This window comes from Streptomyces sp. TLI_55 (assembly GCF_900206255.1).
GTDB lineage: Bacteria > Actinomycetota > Actinomycetes > Streptomycetales > Streptomycetaceae > Streptomyces > Streptomyces aquilus.
In genome coordinates, this window is the sequence record NZ_OAOJ01000002.1 from 166,909 (window position 1) to 180,201 (window position 13,293).

General features: G+C 70.1%; 12 protein-coding genes. 8 read left to right on the forward strand and 4 right to left on the reverse strand.

From position 1 onward, the window contains the following. The first annotated feature begins 232 nt into the window (after positions 1 to 232). Positions 233 to 730 carry a sigma-70 family RNA polymerase sigma factor gene (locus CRP56_RS43720; RefSeq protein ID WP_097275358.1) on the forward strand — a complete coding sequence of 166 codons (498 nt, stop codon included), beginning with the start codon at positions 233 to 235 and terminating at the stop codon, positions 728 to 730. Here the strand turns inward: CRP56_RS43720 and CRP56_RS43730 are convergent. After that, positions 727 to 2,853: an AfsR/SARP family transcriptional regulator gene (locus tag CRP56_RS43730; protein ID WP_257042219.1), complete on the reverse strand. Its 2,127-nt coding sequence runs from the start codon at positions 2,851 to 2,853 to the stop codon at positions 727 to 729. The genes CRP56_RS43720 and CRP56_RS43730 overlap by 4 nt on opposite strands. Positions 2,854 to 3,260: 407 nt before the next feature. On the opposite strand from CRP56_RS43730, the gene CRP56_RS43735 reads away from it, so the two are divergent. Then, positions 3,261 to 3,860 (forward strand): hypothetical protein, encoded by a 600-nt coding sequence (locus CRP56_RS43735; RefSeq protein WP_097275364.1) that lies wholly within the window; start codon positions 3,261 to 3,263, stop codon positions 3,858 to 3,860. A gap of 328 nt (positions 3,861 to 4,188) precedes the next feature. Then, on the forward strand, positions 4,189 to 4,644 hold the full coding sequence (locus CRP56_RS43740) for a hypothetical protein (protein ID WP_257042221.1): 456 nt from the start codon (positions 4,189 to 4,191) through the stop codon (positions 4,642 to 4,644). Between the two features lie 28 nt (positions 4,645 to 4,672). Here CRP56_RS43740 and CRP56_RS43745 read toward each other — a convergent pair whose 3' ends face one another. From CRP56_RS43745 to abc-f, 3 genes are all read right to left on the reverse strand, one after another. Next, entirely contained in the window at positions 4,673 to 5,236 is a 564-nt protein-coding gene (locus CRP56_RS43745) for a CGNR zinc finger domain-containing protein (RefSeq protein WP_097275366.1), read from the reverse strand. A gap of 42 nt (positions 5,237 to 5,278) precedes the next feature. Beyond that, complete coding sequence (locus CRP56_RS43750) at positions 5,279 to 6,880, reverse strand: ABC-F family ATP-binding cassette domain-containing protein (protein WP_097275368.1); 1,602 nt, start codon at positions 6,878 to 6,880, stop codon at positions 5,279 to 5,281. Positions 6,881 to 6,961: 81 nt separating this feature from the next. Further along, complete coding sequence (gene abc-f, locus CRP56_RS43755) at positions 6,962 to 8,596, reverse strand: ribosomal protection-like ABC-F family protein (RefSeq protein WP_097275370.1); 1,635 nt, start codon at positions 8,594 to 8,596, stop codon at positions 6,962 to 6,964. A gap of 374 nt (positions 8,597 to 8,970) precedes the next feature. Here abc-f and CRP56_RS43760 point away from each other — a divergent pair, with 374 nt between their 5' ends. From CRP56_RS43760 to CRP56_RS43780, 5 genes are all read left to right on the forward strand, one after another. Then, positions 8,971 to 9,687, forward strand: a complete 717-nt coding sequence (locus tag CRP56_RS43760; protein ID WP_179851377.1) for a molybdopterin-dependent oxidoreductase — start codon at positions 8,971 to 8,973, stop codon at positions 9,685 to 9,687. Next, on the forward strand, positions 9,641 to 10,327 hold the full coding sequence (locus CRP56_RS43765) for a cytochrome b/b6 domain-containing protein (protein WP_097275374.1): 687 nt from the start codon (positions 9,641 to 9,643) through the stop codon (positions 10,325 to 10,327). Before CRP56_RS43760 ends, CRP56_RS43765 begins: the two co-directional genes overlap by 47 nt. Positions 10,328 to 10,495: 168 nt before the next feature. Next, entirely contained in the window at positions 10,496 to 12,082 is a 1,587-nt protein-coding gene (locus CRP56_RS43770) for a tannase/feruloyl esterase family alpha/beta hydrolase (RefSeq protein ID WP_097275376.1), read from the forward strand. A 44-nt stretch (positions 12,083 to 12,126) separates the two neighbouring features. After that, positions 12,127 to 12,732, forward strand: a complete 606-nt coding sequence (locus tag CRP56_RS43775) for a DUF308 domain-containing protein (RefSeq protein ID WP_097275378.1) — start codon at positions 12,127 to 12,129, stop codon at positions 12,730 to 12,732. A 108-nt stretch (positions 12,733 to 12,840) separates the two neighbouring features. Next, positions 12,841 to 13,278, forward strand: coding sequence for a nuclear transport factor 2 family protein (locus CRP56_RS43780; protein WP_097275380.1), 438 nt, complete (start codon positions 12,841 to 12,843; stop codon positions 13,276 to 13,278). The last annotated feature ends 15 nt before the right edge of the window (positions 13,279 to 13,293 follow it).

Consider the following 13,293-nt stretch of genomic DNA (forward strand, 5'->3'; position numbering starts at 1 on the left):
TGGAATCAGTGATTCTCCGGTAAAAGCCCAGGTGAGAGGCTATATCTGCGCCGTAAGATGGTCACACGTGTTCGTCGGTCGCCGGAGCGGCAGCGAGACGACACAAACACAGCATTTTTCTGGCACCCGTCGCTGCCTACAGTGCGAATGCGGGGGTTACATCCGACCCCCGGTCGCCGCACCACAGAGAACCAGGATGGTTCAGAACACTATGGCTACGCCCCTCACGGCTATGTCCCGATCCGACCTGCTCGGCAGCATCACGAGGGAACACCGGGAAAGCCTCGTCTCGTACGCCGAGAAGATGCTCGGGGACCACGGACTCGCCGAGGACATCGTCCAGGAGACCATCATCCGGGCCTGGCGCAACATCGACCGCCTGCTGGGCATGGACGGGTCGGTCCGTGGCTGGCTCTTCACCGTGACCCGGCATCTCGTCATCGACTGGGTGCGCAAGCCCCACGCGCGCAGAGAAGTAGTCGGAGTCACCTACAACGACCCCGTGTCGCGCACCGACGGCACCGAGACAGTGCATGACGCCCTGGTCGCCAGGCCCTTGCTGCAGCGGCTGTCTGCCGAGCACCGCGCGGTGTTGGTGCACATCTACCTGTGCGACCGCAGCATTCAGGAGACGGCCGGCATCCTCGGGGTCCCGGCAGGCACGGTCAAGAGCCGTCACCACAACGCCCTGCGCAAGCTGCGGGGGGTCGTGCGGCCGGAGGCCGCCTAGGAGCGGGAGCCACCGGGCTGGAAGCACATCTCCAGGGCCGAGGTCAGGCGGCGGTGCAGGGTCTCGTCCTGGGGGTGGCCCTCGATGGAGCGGACCAGTTCCGGCAGCAGATACTGCTCGGCCACGATCCACGCGGCGGCGTCCGTGCGTCCGTTGAACCGCTCGGGCCGTACGCCGGGGCGCGGGGGTTGCGGGAGCACGGTGCCGCGGTGGGGCGTGAGGTGTGCCGTGGCCGCGTCGGCGCTGTAGAGATAGTGCTCGAACATCCGGGCCAGAGCCTCTGATCGGGCGGTGGGGGAGTCGAGGACGGCGCAGAGTTCCCTGGCGTAGGTGCGCAGCAGTTCGTGGCAGGTGTACCGGCCCGCGGTCAGTTCGACGAGCAGGTGATGGTCCATCAGTTCCGCCACGTCCTGCCGGGTCCTGCGCGGGTCGGTGCCGGCGAGGCTGGTGGCGGCCGGCAGCGCGATGTCGCGCGAGGGGTGCAGGCTCAGCAGCCGGAACAACCGTGCGGCACTGCTGCTCAGCGTTTCGTAGGAGCGGTGGATCGCGTTGCGGAGGTCGGTGCGGTCGTCGCGGCAGGACAGCATGTCGAGGAAGTCGTCGGCGTTCTGGAGCCGGGCCGCGAGCGAGGCCAGCGGGAATCGCGGCTGCACCAGGGCCCGGGCGCTGGTGACGGCCAGTGCGAGGGGCAGTCCGCCGCACAGCTCCACGATCTCCTCCGCGGCCGCGTGCTCGGCCCGGATGCGGTCGGTGCCCAGACGTCGGTCGAGCAGTTCCAAGCCCTCCGCGCGGGTCATGGGATCCAGCGTGATGATCCGGGCGTCGTCCGTCACGCACAGGCCCTCCAGCCGCCGTCGGCTGGTGACGACGGCGACGCTTCCCGGCGTGGTGGGCAGCAGGGGGCGTACCTGCTCGCAGTTCTCCGCGTCGTCCAGGACGAGCAGCAGTCGGCGTCGGCTCAGGGCGCTGCGGTAGACGGCGGTCAGCGCGGCGGCACTTGCGTGGGCGGGGTCGTGTTCGACGGCGAGTGCGCGCAGTACCGCGGTGATCGCCTCGGCCGGGTCGAGTGGGGGCCGGGTGGCGTGGTGGCCTTGGAGGTCGAGGTAGATCTGGCCGTCGGGAAAGTGGTCGGCGACCAGGTGGGCCCAGTGCACGGCCAGGGTCGTCTTTCCGACTCCCGGCATGCCGCAGAGGGCCGCGGTCATCGTGGGCGGGCGGCTCTCGCCCTGGATCGGCAGTAGTTCCAGGCACTGGCTCAAAGGCTCGCGGCGGCCGGCGAAGGAGGCGCAGTCCGCGGGCAGTTGGGAAGGGCGGTGGATCTGCGCGGGCGGAGAAGGCCGGGACGGTGAGGCGTCCGGCGTCCGGGCGATGCGGCGTTGCAGCAAGTGCTGCTGGGCGGAGCGCAGTTCGGGGCCGGGCTCGACGCCCAGTTCGTCGGCGAGCGTGCTGCGGATGGTCTCGAACTGCTGGAGCGCTTCGGCCTGTCGGCCGGTGGCGGCCAGGGCGGCGATCGCGCGGGCGTGCAGGGCCTCGTCGAACGGATGGTTTTCCAGGGCGCTGCGCAGCACGGTCAGCACCTCTTCCGTCAGCGCGGGCGCTGCGGTCAGGACGGCGTCTGCGGCCTCCTTCACGGTGGAGACGAACTCGTGCCCGACGGAGGTGAAGACGGGATGCCGGGCCACGCTGGTGCCCGCCGCCACCACGGGACCGCGCCACAGGCGCAGAGCCTCGACAAAGTCCTGCGCGGCCTCGGCGAGATCTCCGTCGCGGAGCGCGAGCTGGGCCTGGGTGCGCAGGTCACGAAAACGCAGCAGGTCCGAGCTGCTCGTGTCGACGAGGAGCCGGTAGCCGTCGGCGGCGCGGACGAGGTGTTCGGCGTTGCTGCGACTGCGCAGCTCGGGTTCGAGGGTTCTGCGCAGGGCGCCGATGTGCCGGTGGACCACATTGACGGCGCTGGGCGGGGGCTCCTCGTCCCACAGGATGTCGACGGCCTCGCCAAGAGTGAGTGGACCAGGGGCACGGAGCACCAGCAGAGCGAGCAGGGCCAGTCGTTTCGGGGGCCCCACGTCGATTTCGGTGTCACCGCGTGTCGCCCGCACGGTGCCGAGGACTGAGTAACGCACTGTTGTGTCCATGTCGCAGCTGGCCTCGCTGTTTCTCCCGTGATGCTGCTGGTCACTCACCCGGTCCCGGCGTCACTGCAGGTGGGGGGCCGCGCCGGCTCCACGTGTGGGGCGGGTGGCCAAGACGGCGAAGTGTAGCCACGTTCCGCGACACGTATGTGCAGGCGGAGGCGTTCGACGCGGGTGTCGCACCGAGTGTGACAGCCCATACCTGTTCGATGGATCTGTCAGGTGACTTACCTGTCCAGCGAGTAAGTAACCGCTCTAACAGGTGACGATACAGTCGGTTATATCACCGGTCAAGGAGGTGACTAAATTCGATGAACCCCGTGGAGTTCCACTCCGTTCAACCTCATGACGAGCCCCGCCGGCCGGGGCGTGTCGTACCGGCGAGAGGAAATGGCCACGTGCACCTGCTGGTACCTGACGACCCCGTGTTCTACGCCAAGTTCCAGAGCCTGGAAGAGCTGCTGCTGCGCCACCTCCACCGGCTGCACCACGCGGCCACGGACTCCGACGCTGAGCGGATCGTCTCGGACGCCTACGACAGCTGGGTGCAGGTCCTGCTGCAACTTCCGCTGTGGGCGCGCTGGCACGCCGAGGAAGCGTCAGACGTCCTCGCTCCGACCGAACCACCGCCCCGCTACATCCTGTACAGCGTGCGTGGCGACCAACTGACGAGCCTGTACCCGATCGAGGTGACCGCGGCCGAGCTCGGGCAACTGACCGCCTGCCTCGATCTGTTCGCCGGTACAGGCGCCGAGCCGGGCGACGCCGAGGAGTTCCTCACCGAGGTCTTCCGGCGCGTCATGGAGGTCCTGTTGCTGCCGCCCCCGCAGAACCTGCTGAACATTCTGCGGTGCGTCGTGTTGCAGAGGGCCGCCGTTCTCGTCACCCTGCCGGCCGAGTACGAGGCGGAGTACCGGCGCTTCTGCGAGGAGATCGTGACCCTCCTCAGTTCGGGCGACACCTTCGCCCTGAGCAGTCACCGGGCCATGTATCTCTGACGTGCGGCTGAGGTGAAACCGGCCACACATGTTGTGAACCTTTCATGGCCGTCGCCGCGTTACCAGGATGGAGGCTCCGCCGTCAGACACGCGGACGGGGGAGTCGGGGCGGGACATCCGGAGTTCCAGCCACGTTCACGTGGTCCGTCCCCGTCCCCGCACCGGCGGTCTGGGTTCCCCCCTCGGGCCGCCGGTGCGCACACTTGGTGAAGAAAGGCCCATGCATGTCCGCCACATCGGTGCCGGTCACGGATGGTGCGCCTCTGTACGAGGAGCTGCTCGCTGCGCACACGGTCATGTCCCGGGGCGCGGAGCTGGTCTGCTATGCGTGCGCTGCCCCGAATCGGTACGCAGCCTCGACCTGCTGGGTGAGGACGACGACACGCTGGCCGAGGCGCTGGACGGGCTGGAGAGCGTCATCGAGCGCATCTCCGAGGAACACCACGTCGGCGGATCGGTGAGCTGGGGGCACGCGATGAGGGAAGGCACGCTCGCGTCCTGTCGGGTCGGGCAGGGGGTGCGCGAGCACATCGCTGTCGTACAACCCCTGCTCAAAGGGCTGCTCGCCCAGGCCAGAGAAGAAGATCTCCGTACAGTCGGCGCCGCGGCCGCCGACGGTGTGCTGCGCAGCGAGCCGCATCTGGTCTTCGGGTTCCTGGAACACCCCGAGCCCGTCCCCGGCCGGGAACGGGTGTACGCGGGTTTCCCGCCGCCCGTGCGCTGGGCGCGAGGCGTGCTGATGCACCGGTTCCGCCGGATCCTCAAGGGTCTGGCGGCCGACTGAGCCCCACGCGCCGGGCCGGTCGAGGATGTCAGCGGCCGGCCGCGGCCGGTGCGGACTTCTTGCGGGCGCGGTACGCGGCCGCCTTGATCTTGTTGCCGCAGGACTCCATGCCGCACCACTGGCGCCGCATGCCCCGCGAGCGGTCGATGTAGACGCGCGTGCACTCGGGGTTGCCGCACTCCTTCATCAAGGGCACGTCCGGGCCGCTGAGCAGTTCCACCGCCTGCCGCGCGACCGTCGCCAGCGCCTGCCCGGGCGTCGCCTCGGTGTGCCGGCCGGCCGGGGTGAGCTGGGGTGTCACGGGGGTCTTGCGCGCGGCGGCGTTGACCGCTTCGAGCGCCTCCGCGTCGAACTCCTCACCGAGCCGGCGGTCGGTCACGAGGCGGTAGATGGCCTCGCGCACGGCCGTGGCCTCCTGGACGTCGTCCTCCTGGCCCGGTGTGATCGTGTCCACCAGGCCGGACTCCAGGTACCAGGCGTTCAGCCGCTCCGGCGTCACGAACATCTCGAACCGGGTCGAGCGCCGGGCCCGGAGCGTGGCCGCGAAGTCGAGAGCCGGGTGCCCGCATACGAAGACATGGTCAAGATTCACATCACCATCTTGACAGGTGACTCCGGTCGGACGCAAGAAGCGTTACGGTTTCAACCGGTGTTCCCGGCCCTGCCAGCGTCGCCTCAGCCAGCGATCGTGGCTGGCCACGACTATCGCGCCGGGGCCCGGGCCCAACGCGGCCTCGAGTTCGTCACACAGGGCGGGGGAGAGGTGGTTGGTGGGCTCGTCGAGCAGGAGCAGCTGGGGCGGGCGGGCCACCAGCAGGGCCAGGGCCAGCCGCCTGCGCTGTCCCACCGACAGCTGCCCGACCGGCTTGTCCAGGTCCGCGTCGTGCAGCAGGCCGAGCGAGTTCAGGGGCACCTTCTCCGCCCGCCGCGCGCCCAGGGCCCGCTCGTAGGTGTCGCGGACCGTGCGGTCGTCGTGCTCGAAGGCCGTGTCCTGGGTCAGCAGGCCCACCGTCAGCCTGCGCCGCCTGCTCACCTCACCCTCGGCCGGCAGACGACCGGCCAGCACGGCGAGCAGCGTCGACTTGCCCGCCCCGTTGCCGCCCGTGACCAGCAGCCGGTCGGTCGGCGACACCTCCAGGCCGTCCAGGGCGAGCCGGCCCGGCACCCGCACGTCGTGCAGGGCGACCAGGGGACGTGCGTCGTCCTCGCTGCGCGCGGCCAGCTCCCCGGCCGCGAATCGCAGCGGGCGCGGCGGCTCGGGGACCCGGGCGCGCTCCAGCTCCTCCAGTCGCCGGGTGGCGTTGCGGACCCGGCGGGAGATCTGGCTCTGCACCCGGCCGGCCCGGTGGCCGTAGCCCATCTTCTCGTTGTCGGTACGGCCACGGTCCGGCGCGACCCGGTGCGCGGTAACGCCCGCGGACTCCCGCAGCGCCTCCAGTTCCTCCTGCTCCTCGGCGAACCGCCGCTCCCAGCGCTCGCGTTCGGCGCGCTTCTCGGAGAGGTAGGCGCTGTAGTTGCCGCCGTAGCGGACGGGGCCGTCGACCGCGGGGTCGAGGTCGATCAGGTCGGTGCACACGGCGTCGAGGAACGCCCGGTCGTGGCTGGCGACGACGACTGAGCCGGGCAGGCCGCGGACCTGTTCCTCCAGGAAGGCGGCGGCCCCGTCGTCGAGGTGGTTGGTCGGCTCGTCCAGGAGCAGCGCCGAGGGGCGGCGGACGAGGAGGGCGGCCAGGGCGAGACGGCCGCGCTGGCCGCCGGAGAGCGAGCCGAGCGTGCGGTCGTGGCCGAAGGCGCCGAGGCCCAGGCCGTCCAGGACCAGGGCGGCGCGGCGGTCGGCGTCCCAGGACTCCCGGTCCTGGGCCTGCTCCAGGCGCTTGCCGTAGGCGTCCAGGAGGTCCTGGTCCTCCGGAGTGCGGGCGAGTTCCTCGCCGAGGCGGTCCAGTTCGGCGAGGTCCTCGCGGGCCTCGCGCAGCGCCTCGTCCAGCACCGCGGCGATGGTGGCGTGGGCGTCGTACGGCATCTCCTGGTGGAGGAAGCCGAGGTCGGCGGGGCGGGTGACGCTGCCGGCGTCGGGTTCGTCGACGCCCGCGAGGACGCGCAGGAGGGTGGACTTGCCGACGCCGTTCTCCCCGATCAGGCCGATGCGGTGGCCGGGGGAGGCGGTCAGGGAGATGCCGTCGAGGACGCGGCGGTCGCCGAGGGCGCGGACGAGGTCGTGGGCGATCAGTGCGGACACAGGGGTCCCCCAAGGGTGAGCGGTGGGCGGCCCGCCGGGCGCAGGGCGCCTCGGACGCGGGCCATGTCACACGTCAGCTGCTCACACCTCGGGCGCCCCGGTCTCCTTGAGTGTGCCGTCGGCCAGGCGCAGCCAGCGGTTCACACCGATCTCGGCGAGGAACCGTTCGTCGTGGCTGACCACCATGAAGGCGCCCTGGTAGGAGTTGAGCGCGCTCTCCAACTGGCCCGCGCTGACCAGGTCGAGGTTGTTGGTCGGCTCGTCGAGCAGCAGCAGGTGCGGGGCCGGTTCGGCGCACAGGACGCAGGCGAGCGTGGCGCGCAGGCGCTCGCCGCCCGAGAGGACGCCGACCGGGAGGTGGGCCCGGGGGCCGCGGAAGAGGAAGCGGGCCAGGAGGTTCATGCGCTCGGCCTCGGGGCGCTCGGGGGCGAACGCGGCGAAGTTCTCGGCGACTGTGCGGTCCAGGTCGAGCAGGTCCAGGCGCTGGGAGAGGTAGGCAATGCGGCCGTCGTTGCGCTTGATCTCCCCGCTGTCCAGGGTGAGTTCGCCGGTGACGAGCCGCATGAGGGTGGTCTTTCCGGCACCGTTGGGGCCGGTGAGCGCGATGCGCTCGGGGCCGCGGACGGTCAGGTCGACGCCGCCCGGGGCGAACACTTCGCGGTTCCCGAGGCTGACCTGCATGCCCTCGCCGAGGAACAGGTTGCGGCCGGCGGGCACCTGGGTGTCGGGCAGCTCCAGGGTGAGGCGCTGCTCGTCGCGCAGGGCACGTCCTGCCTCGTCGAGGCGCGCCTTGGCCTCGCTGACCCGGGAGGCGTGCATGGTGCCGGACTTGCCCGCGGCCTCCTGCGCGCCGCGCTTCATGTTGCCCGCGAAGATCTTGGGCAGGCCCGCGTTCTTGAGGTTCTTGGACGCGTTGCTCATGCGGCGCTCGGCGCGTTCGCGGGCCTGCTGCATCTCACGCTTCTCGCGCTTGAGTTCCTGCTCGGCGTTGCGGACGTTCTTCTCGGCGACCTCCTGTTCGGCGCGCACGGCCTCCTCGTACTCGGTGAAGTTGCCGCCGTACAGGCGCAGTTCGTCGCTGCCGAGTTCGGCGATGCGTTCCATGCGGTCCAGGAGCGCGCGGTCGTGGCTGACCAGGAGCAGGGTGCCGTTGAAGTCCGACAGCACGTCGTAGAGCTTGTGGCGGGCCTCGGTGTCGAGGTTGTTGGTCGGTTCGTCGAGCAGGAGGACGTCGGGGCGTTTGAGGAGCTGGGCGGCGAGGCCGAGGGAGACGACCTGGCCGCCGCTGAGGGTGCTCAGGCTGCGGTCCAGGGTGAGGTCGGCCAGGCCCAGCCGGTCGAGCTGGGCGCGGGTGCGCTCCTCGATGTCCCAGTCGTCGCCGATGGTGGCGAAGTGCTCCTCGGCGACATCGCCGGACTCGACGGCGTCCAGGGCGCGGATGACCGCGGCGACGCCGAGCACCTCGGCGACAGTGAGGTTGCCGGTGAGGGGCAGGCTCTGCGGGAGGTAGCCGAGGGTGCCGGTGACGGACACCGAGCCGGTGGCGGGCTTGAGTTCACCGGCGATGAGCTTGAGCAGGGTGGACTTGCCGGAGCCGTTGGGGGCGACCAGGCCGGTGCGGCCGGTGGTGACGGTGAAGGACAGGTCCTGGAAGACCGGGGTGTCGTCGGGCCAGGCGAAGGAGAGGTTCGAGCAGACGATCGCGGCGTCGGACATGGAGGCGACCTCGAAAAGGGGCGGGGGCAACGCGCTTGAGCCGCTGCCCTGGGCAGACATGGGAAAAGGGGTACGACGAAACGGACCACCTCGGCAGCGCTCCTGAGCGCCGGCCGGTGGCCGTCAGGTCCGGATCTCACCCGGAGATGTCGTCGTCACCCGCCACGTCTGCCACTCCTCGATACACGGTCTACGTCCCTCTCAGCTTAACAGCCGGTGCGGAGTCCGGTCCGCTTCGCTCATACGTGTGTGTCGTCGCCCGTCCCGTGTTGACAGCCGTGAGCGCGCATGCCAGCATCGTCACCAGTTAAACCGGTGACGATGCTCGACCCGGGATGTCGCCGAGCTCATACGTGTCCGAAGGAGCACACACCATGGCAGAAAAGCCGAAGCCGAGGACCGGGGGAGCCCCCGTCGGCCGACGGGCGATGCTGGGCATGCTCGGCGCGGGCGCGGCCGGGCTCGCCGCCGCGCCCTACCTCCAGAGCGGCTGGGAAGCGTTCCTCGCCAAGGCGTCCGAGGTGGACGCCACCGGCCTGACCGGTCTGTTGCCCAATCCGGGAGGCTTCCGGTACTACAGCGTCGTCGGCTCGGTGCCGCACAAGGACGAGACGAACTACGCGCTGACGGTCACCGGCCTGGTCGACGAGCCGAAGACCTACACACTCGACCAGCTGCGCGCCATGCCCCAGACCCGGGTCGTCGGCGATGCCGTGTGCACCGACGGATGGCGCGTGGACGACACACCCTGGAGCGGGGTGAAGCTGGCGGACATCCTCGACGACGCCGGCGTGCGTTCCTCGGGCGCGGCGATCCGCTTCACCTGCTTCGACGGCGCCTACTCCGAGAGCCTCACCCTGGAACAGGCCCGCCGCTCGGACGTCCTGGTGGCGCTGAACCTCCAGGACAAGCCCATCTCCCACGCGCACGGCGGGCCGGTCCGGCTCTACGTGGCACCCATGTACTTCTACAAGTCGGCCAAGTGGCTGTCCGGTATCTCGGTCACCGACAAGGTCGTCCCCGGCTACTGGGAGGAGCGCGGTTATGCGGTCGACGGCTGGCTCGACGGCGCCGACCGGCACGCGGCCTGAACCTCCGGACCGGGTCCGCCGCTTCACCACCGCCGAGCGCCTGGTCCACCGGACCACCGGCTACCTGATGCTGCTGTGCCTGGTCTCCGCCGCCTGCCTCTACTTCGGGCCGCTGGCCCTGCTGGTCGGACGCCGGCACCTGATGGTCACGGTCCACGAGTGGTCCGGCATCCTGCTGCCGCTGCCCACCCTGCTGGGGCTCCTCTCACCCGCCTTCCGCGCCGACCTGCGCCGCCTCAACCGCTTCGCGGTGTACGACCGCCAGTGGCTGCGCGCCGTACGCAGGCGCCGCAGGTCACCCGAGGCGCGCCCGGCCGGCAAGTTCAACGCGGGCCAGAAGCTTTACGCGGGATGGATCGCCGGAGCGGTGCTGGTGATGATGTTCACCGGCCTGCTGATGTGGTTCATGGGCCTGCTGCCCCTCATCTCCCGCACCAGCGCGATCTTCGTCCACGACATCCTGGCCTGGGCCATCACCTTCGTCCTGATCGGACACATGCGCAGGGCCTTCGAGGACCCCGAGGCACGGCTGGGAATGCGCACCGGATACGTCAACCGGTCGTGGGCGGACCGGTACCACGCACGGTGGCTGAGCGAGGAGACCAAGGGTGACGGGCCTTCCGACCGTCACATGACCTAACACCGCCTTCACTCGCTCCAGCCGGGGGGCCGGGATACGCGCAGTCAACTGACTGTCGCCGGGACGGCCGCGTGCGGCCAGAGTGAGCCATGCGCACATGTTCGTGGCGCACGCACATCTGCTTCCACACACCTATTTCCGCACACCCCTTTCTTTGGACGGACAAGCATGAGACGACTTCTCACGGTTCTCGCGGCGGGCGTGCCGCTGGCCGCGGCGGTATACCTGCCGACCGCCTCCGCCGACACCCAGGACGCCACCACCGCCACCGCGACCACCTGCACGGCGCCCGCAGTGAAGGCCCCGGCCGGCACCAGGGTGGAGTCCGTGACGGCCGTCCAGCAGGCCGGCGGCACCGTCAACGGCACCGGCATCCTTCAGGGCACCGTCACCGACGTACCGGCCTACTGCGAGGTCACCGTCACGCTCACCCACCCGGGCGCCGACGACCACGCCAAGGTGCGGACCTGGCTGCCCGTCAGCGGCTGGAACGGCCGCTTCCAGGGGCTCGGCGGCTCCGCCTACCTGGCCGGTGACAACAACGTCGGCCTGGCCAACGCGGTCAAGGGCGGCTACGCCGCCGTCACCACCGACGCCGGCGTCGGCGACGCCCTCGACACCAGCTGGGCGCTGAACAGCGCGGGCCAGGTCAACACCACGCTGCTGAAGAACTTCGCCTCCCGCTCCCAGCACGAGGCCTCGGTCGTCGGCAAGGAGGTCGTCGACGGCGTCTACGGCAAGCGTCCGGCGTACTCCTACTTCATCGGCTGCTCCACCGGCGGACGCCAGGGCTACATGGAGGCCCAGCGCCACCCCGACGACTACGACGGCATCCTCGCCAACGCGCCCGCCATCAACTGGGACGAGTTCGAGGTGGCCACGCTGTGGCCGCAGGTCGTCATGAACAACGAGAAGACCCATCCCACGGGCTGTGAGTTCAAGGCCTTCACCGACGCCGCCGTCAAGGCCTGCGACACGCTCGACGGCGCCAAGGACGGCCTGGTCAACGACCCGTCCCGGTGCGACTTCGACCCGCGCCGGCTGATCGGCACCAAGGTCGTGTGCGACGGCAGGGAACTCACCATCACGGCGGCCGACGCGGCCGTCGTGCAGAAGATCTGGGACGGCCCGCGCACGCCGTCCGGCAAGAAGCTCTGGTACGGCGTCCCGATCGAGGCCGACATCAGCGCGCTGGCCGGTGCCGACGCCTTCCCGGTGCCCGCCGCCTGGGTCAAGCTGTGGGTCGCCAAGAACCCCTCGCTCGACCTCTCCACGATCAGCTACAGCCAGTTCACCCAGCTGTTCAGGCAGTCCCAGGCCGAGTACGACAAGGTCATCGGCACCGACGACCCGGACCTGTCGGACTTCCGCCGCGCCGGCGGCAAGCTGCTGACCTGGCACGGCCTGGCCGACCAGTACATCCCCGCCGACGGCACGGTGCACTACCGCAAGCAGGTCGAGCGTGAGATGGGCGGCACCAAGCGGGTCGACGACTTCTACCGTCTCTTCCTCGCGCCGAACACCGCCCACTGCGGTCTCAACGGGCTGGACGGCTCCACCGACGGCCTCGCCGCACTGACCTCGTGGGTCGAGCACGGCAAGGCGCCCAAGACGCTGCCCGCCACCCTGATCAACACCGACGGCCAGAGCGTCTCCCGCAACCTGTGCGCCTACCCGAAGGTCTCCCGCTACACGGGCCACGGCGACACCTCCCTCGCCTCCAGCTTCCGCTGCGTCCTCCCCTCCCGGCACTGACCGGGTCGGCGACACCTCCCTGACCTGAGAAAGGCCGAACCGACATGAGCACCTCGACCGTGGCCTCGACCCCGACCGGACAGTCCGGCGCGGGGGAGCGCTCCTCCCTGCTGAAGCTCTTCCTGACCCGCGGCATCCTCGCCGTGGTGTGGGCCCTGGCGTTCGCCGGTGTCCAAGGGGACCACGAGGACCTCGGTGCGGGGGCCGTCGTCCTGCTGGTCGTCTACCCGCTGATCGACGCGGTGTCCTCGTTCATCGACTACCGCGCCACCCCGGCCGGCTCCGAGCGGCAGGTCACCGCGTTCAACGGGGTGCTCAGCACGCTGGCGGCCGTCGCGCTCGTCATCGCCGGAGCCGGCAGCCTGGCAGCGGCGTTCCACGTCTTCGGAGTCTGGGCGGTCATCTCCGGCCTCGCCCAGGTGATCGTCGGAGTGCGGCGGCGCGGCCCGGAGCTGGGCAAGCAGTGGCCGACGCTGATCTCGGGCGGGCTGTCCTTCCTCGTCGGCATCACCTACAACATCCAGGCCGCGGGCGACCACCCCACGCTGGAGGTGCTGTCCGTGTACGCCACCGGCGGCGGGGTGTGGTTCATCCTCCAGGCCCTGCTGCTGGGCTGGAAGTCCCGCCAACTGCGAGCCCAGGCCGTGTGACCTGCTCACGCACCACCTTTCGCCCCGCGGCCGTTCCTGGCCGCGGGGCGAAACGTTGCCGGGCTGCGCACACATGTGGCAGACCGTTCAGCAAGTAACTTCGGTTCCATGAGTGCATACGCAGACAACGCGGCCATCGCCGACCTGATCGCCGAATACGCCGAGCTGGTCGACACCGGAAACCTCGCCGGTGTCGGTGAGCTGTTCGCCCACGGCGTGTTCATCGGCAGCACCGGAACCGTCTCCGGCCGGGACGGAGGCGTGGAGAAGATGCTCAGGGACAGCGTGATCCTTTACGAGGACGGGACGCCGCGCACCCAACACGTCACGACCAACCTCGCCGTCCAGGTGGACGAGGAGGCGGGAACGGCCGCAGCGCGTTCGTACGTCACGGTGTTCCAGGCGCTCCCCGACTTTCCTCTCCAGGCGGTTGCGGCCGGGCGCTATCGCGACCGGTTCGAGCGCCGGGACGGACGATGGCGATTCACCGAGCGGCGCGTCCAGATCCATCTGGTGGGGGATGTCAGCCGCCATCTTCGGGGATAGCCGAGGCGGTCCGAG

What these genes read in the sequence shown, in the direction of transcription:
- CRP56_RS43760 (WP_179851377.1), top strand. Translation starts at nt 8,971, where the DNA reads ATGGCAGAAAAGCCGAAGCCGAGGACCGGGGGAGCCCCCGTCGGCCGA.
- CRP56_RS43765 (WP_097275374.1), top strand. Translation starts at nt 9,641, where the DNA reads ATGCGGTCGACGGCTGGCTCGACGGCGCCGACCGGCACGCGGCCTGAA.
- CRP56_RS43720 (WP_097275358.1), top strand. Translation starts at nt 233, where the DNA reads ATGTCCCGATCCGACCTGCTCGGCAGCATCACGAGGGAACACCGGGAA.
- abc-f (WP_097275370.1), bottom strand. Translation starts at nt 8,596, where the DNA reads ATGTCCGACGCCGCGATCGTCTGCTCGAACCTCTCCTTCGCCTGGCCC.
- CRP56_RS43780 (WP_097275380.1), top strand. Translation starts at nt 12,841, where the DNA reads ATGAGTGCATACGCAGACAACGCGGCCATCGCCGACCTGATCGCCGAA.
- CRP56_RS43770 (WP_097275376.1), top strand. Translation starts at nt 10,496, where the DNA reads ATGAGACGACTTCTCACGGTTCTCGCGGCGGGCGTGCCGCTGGCCGCG.
- CRP56_RS43775 (WP_097275378.1), top strand. Translation starts at nt 12,127, where the DNA reads ATGAGCACCTCGACCGTGGCCTCGACCCCGACCGGACAGTCCGGCGCG.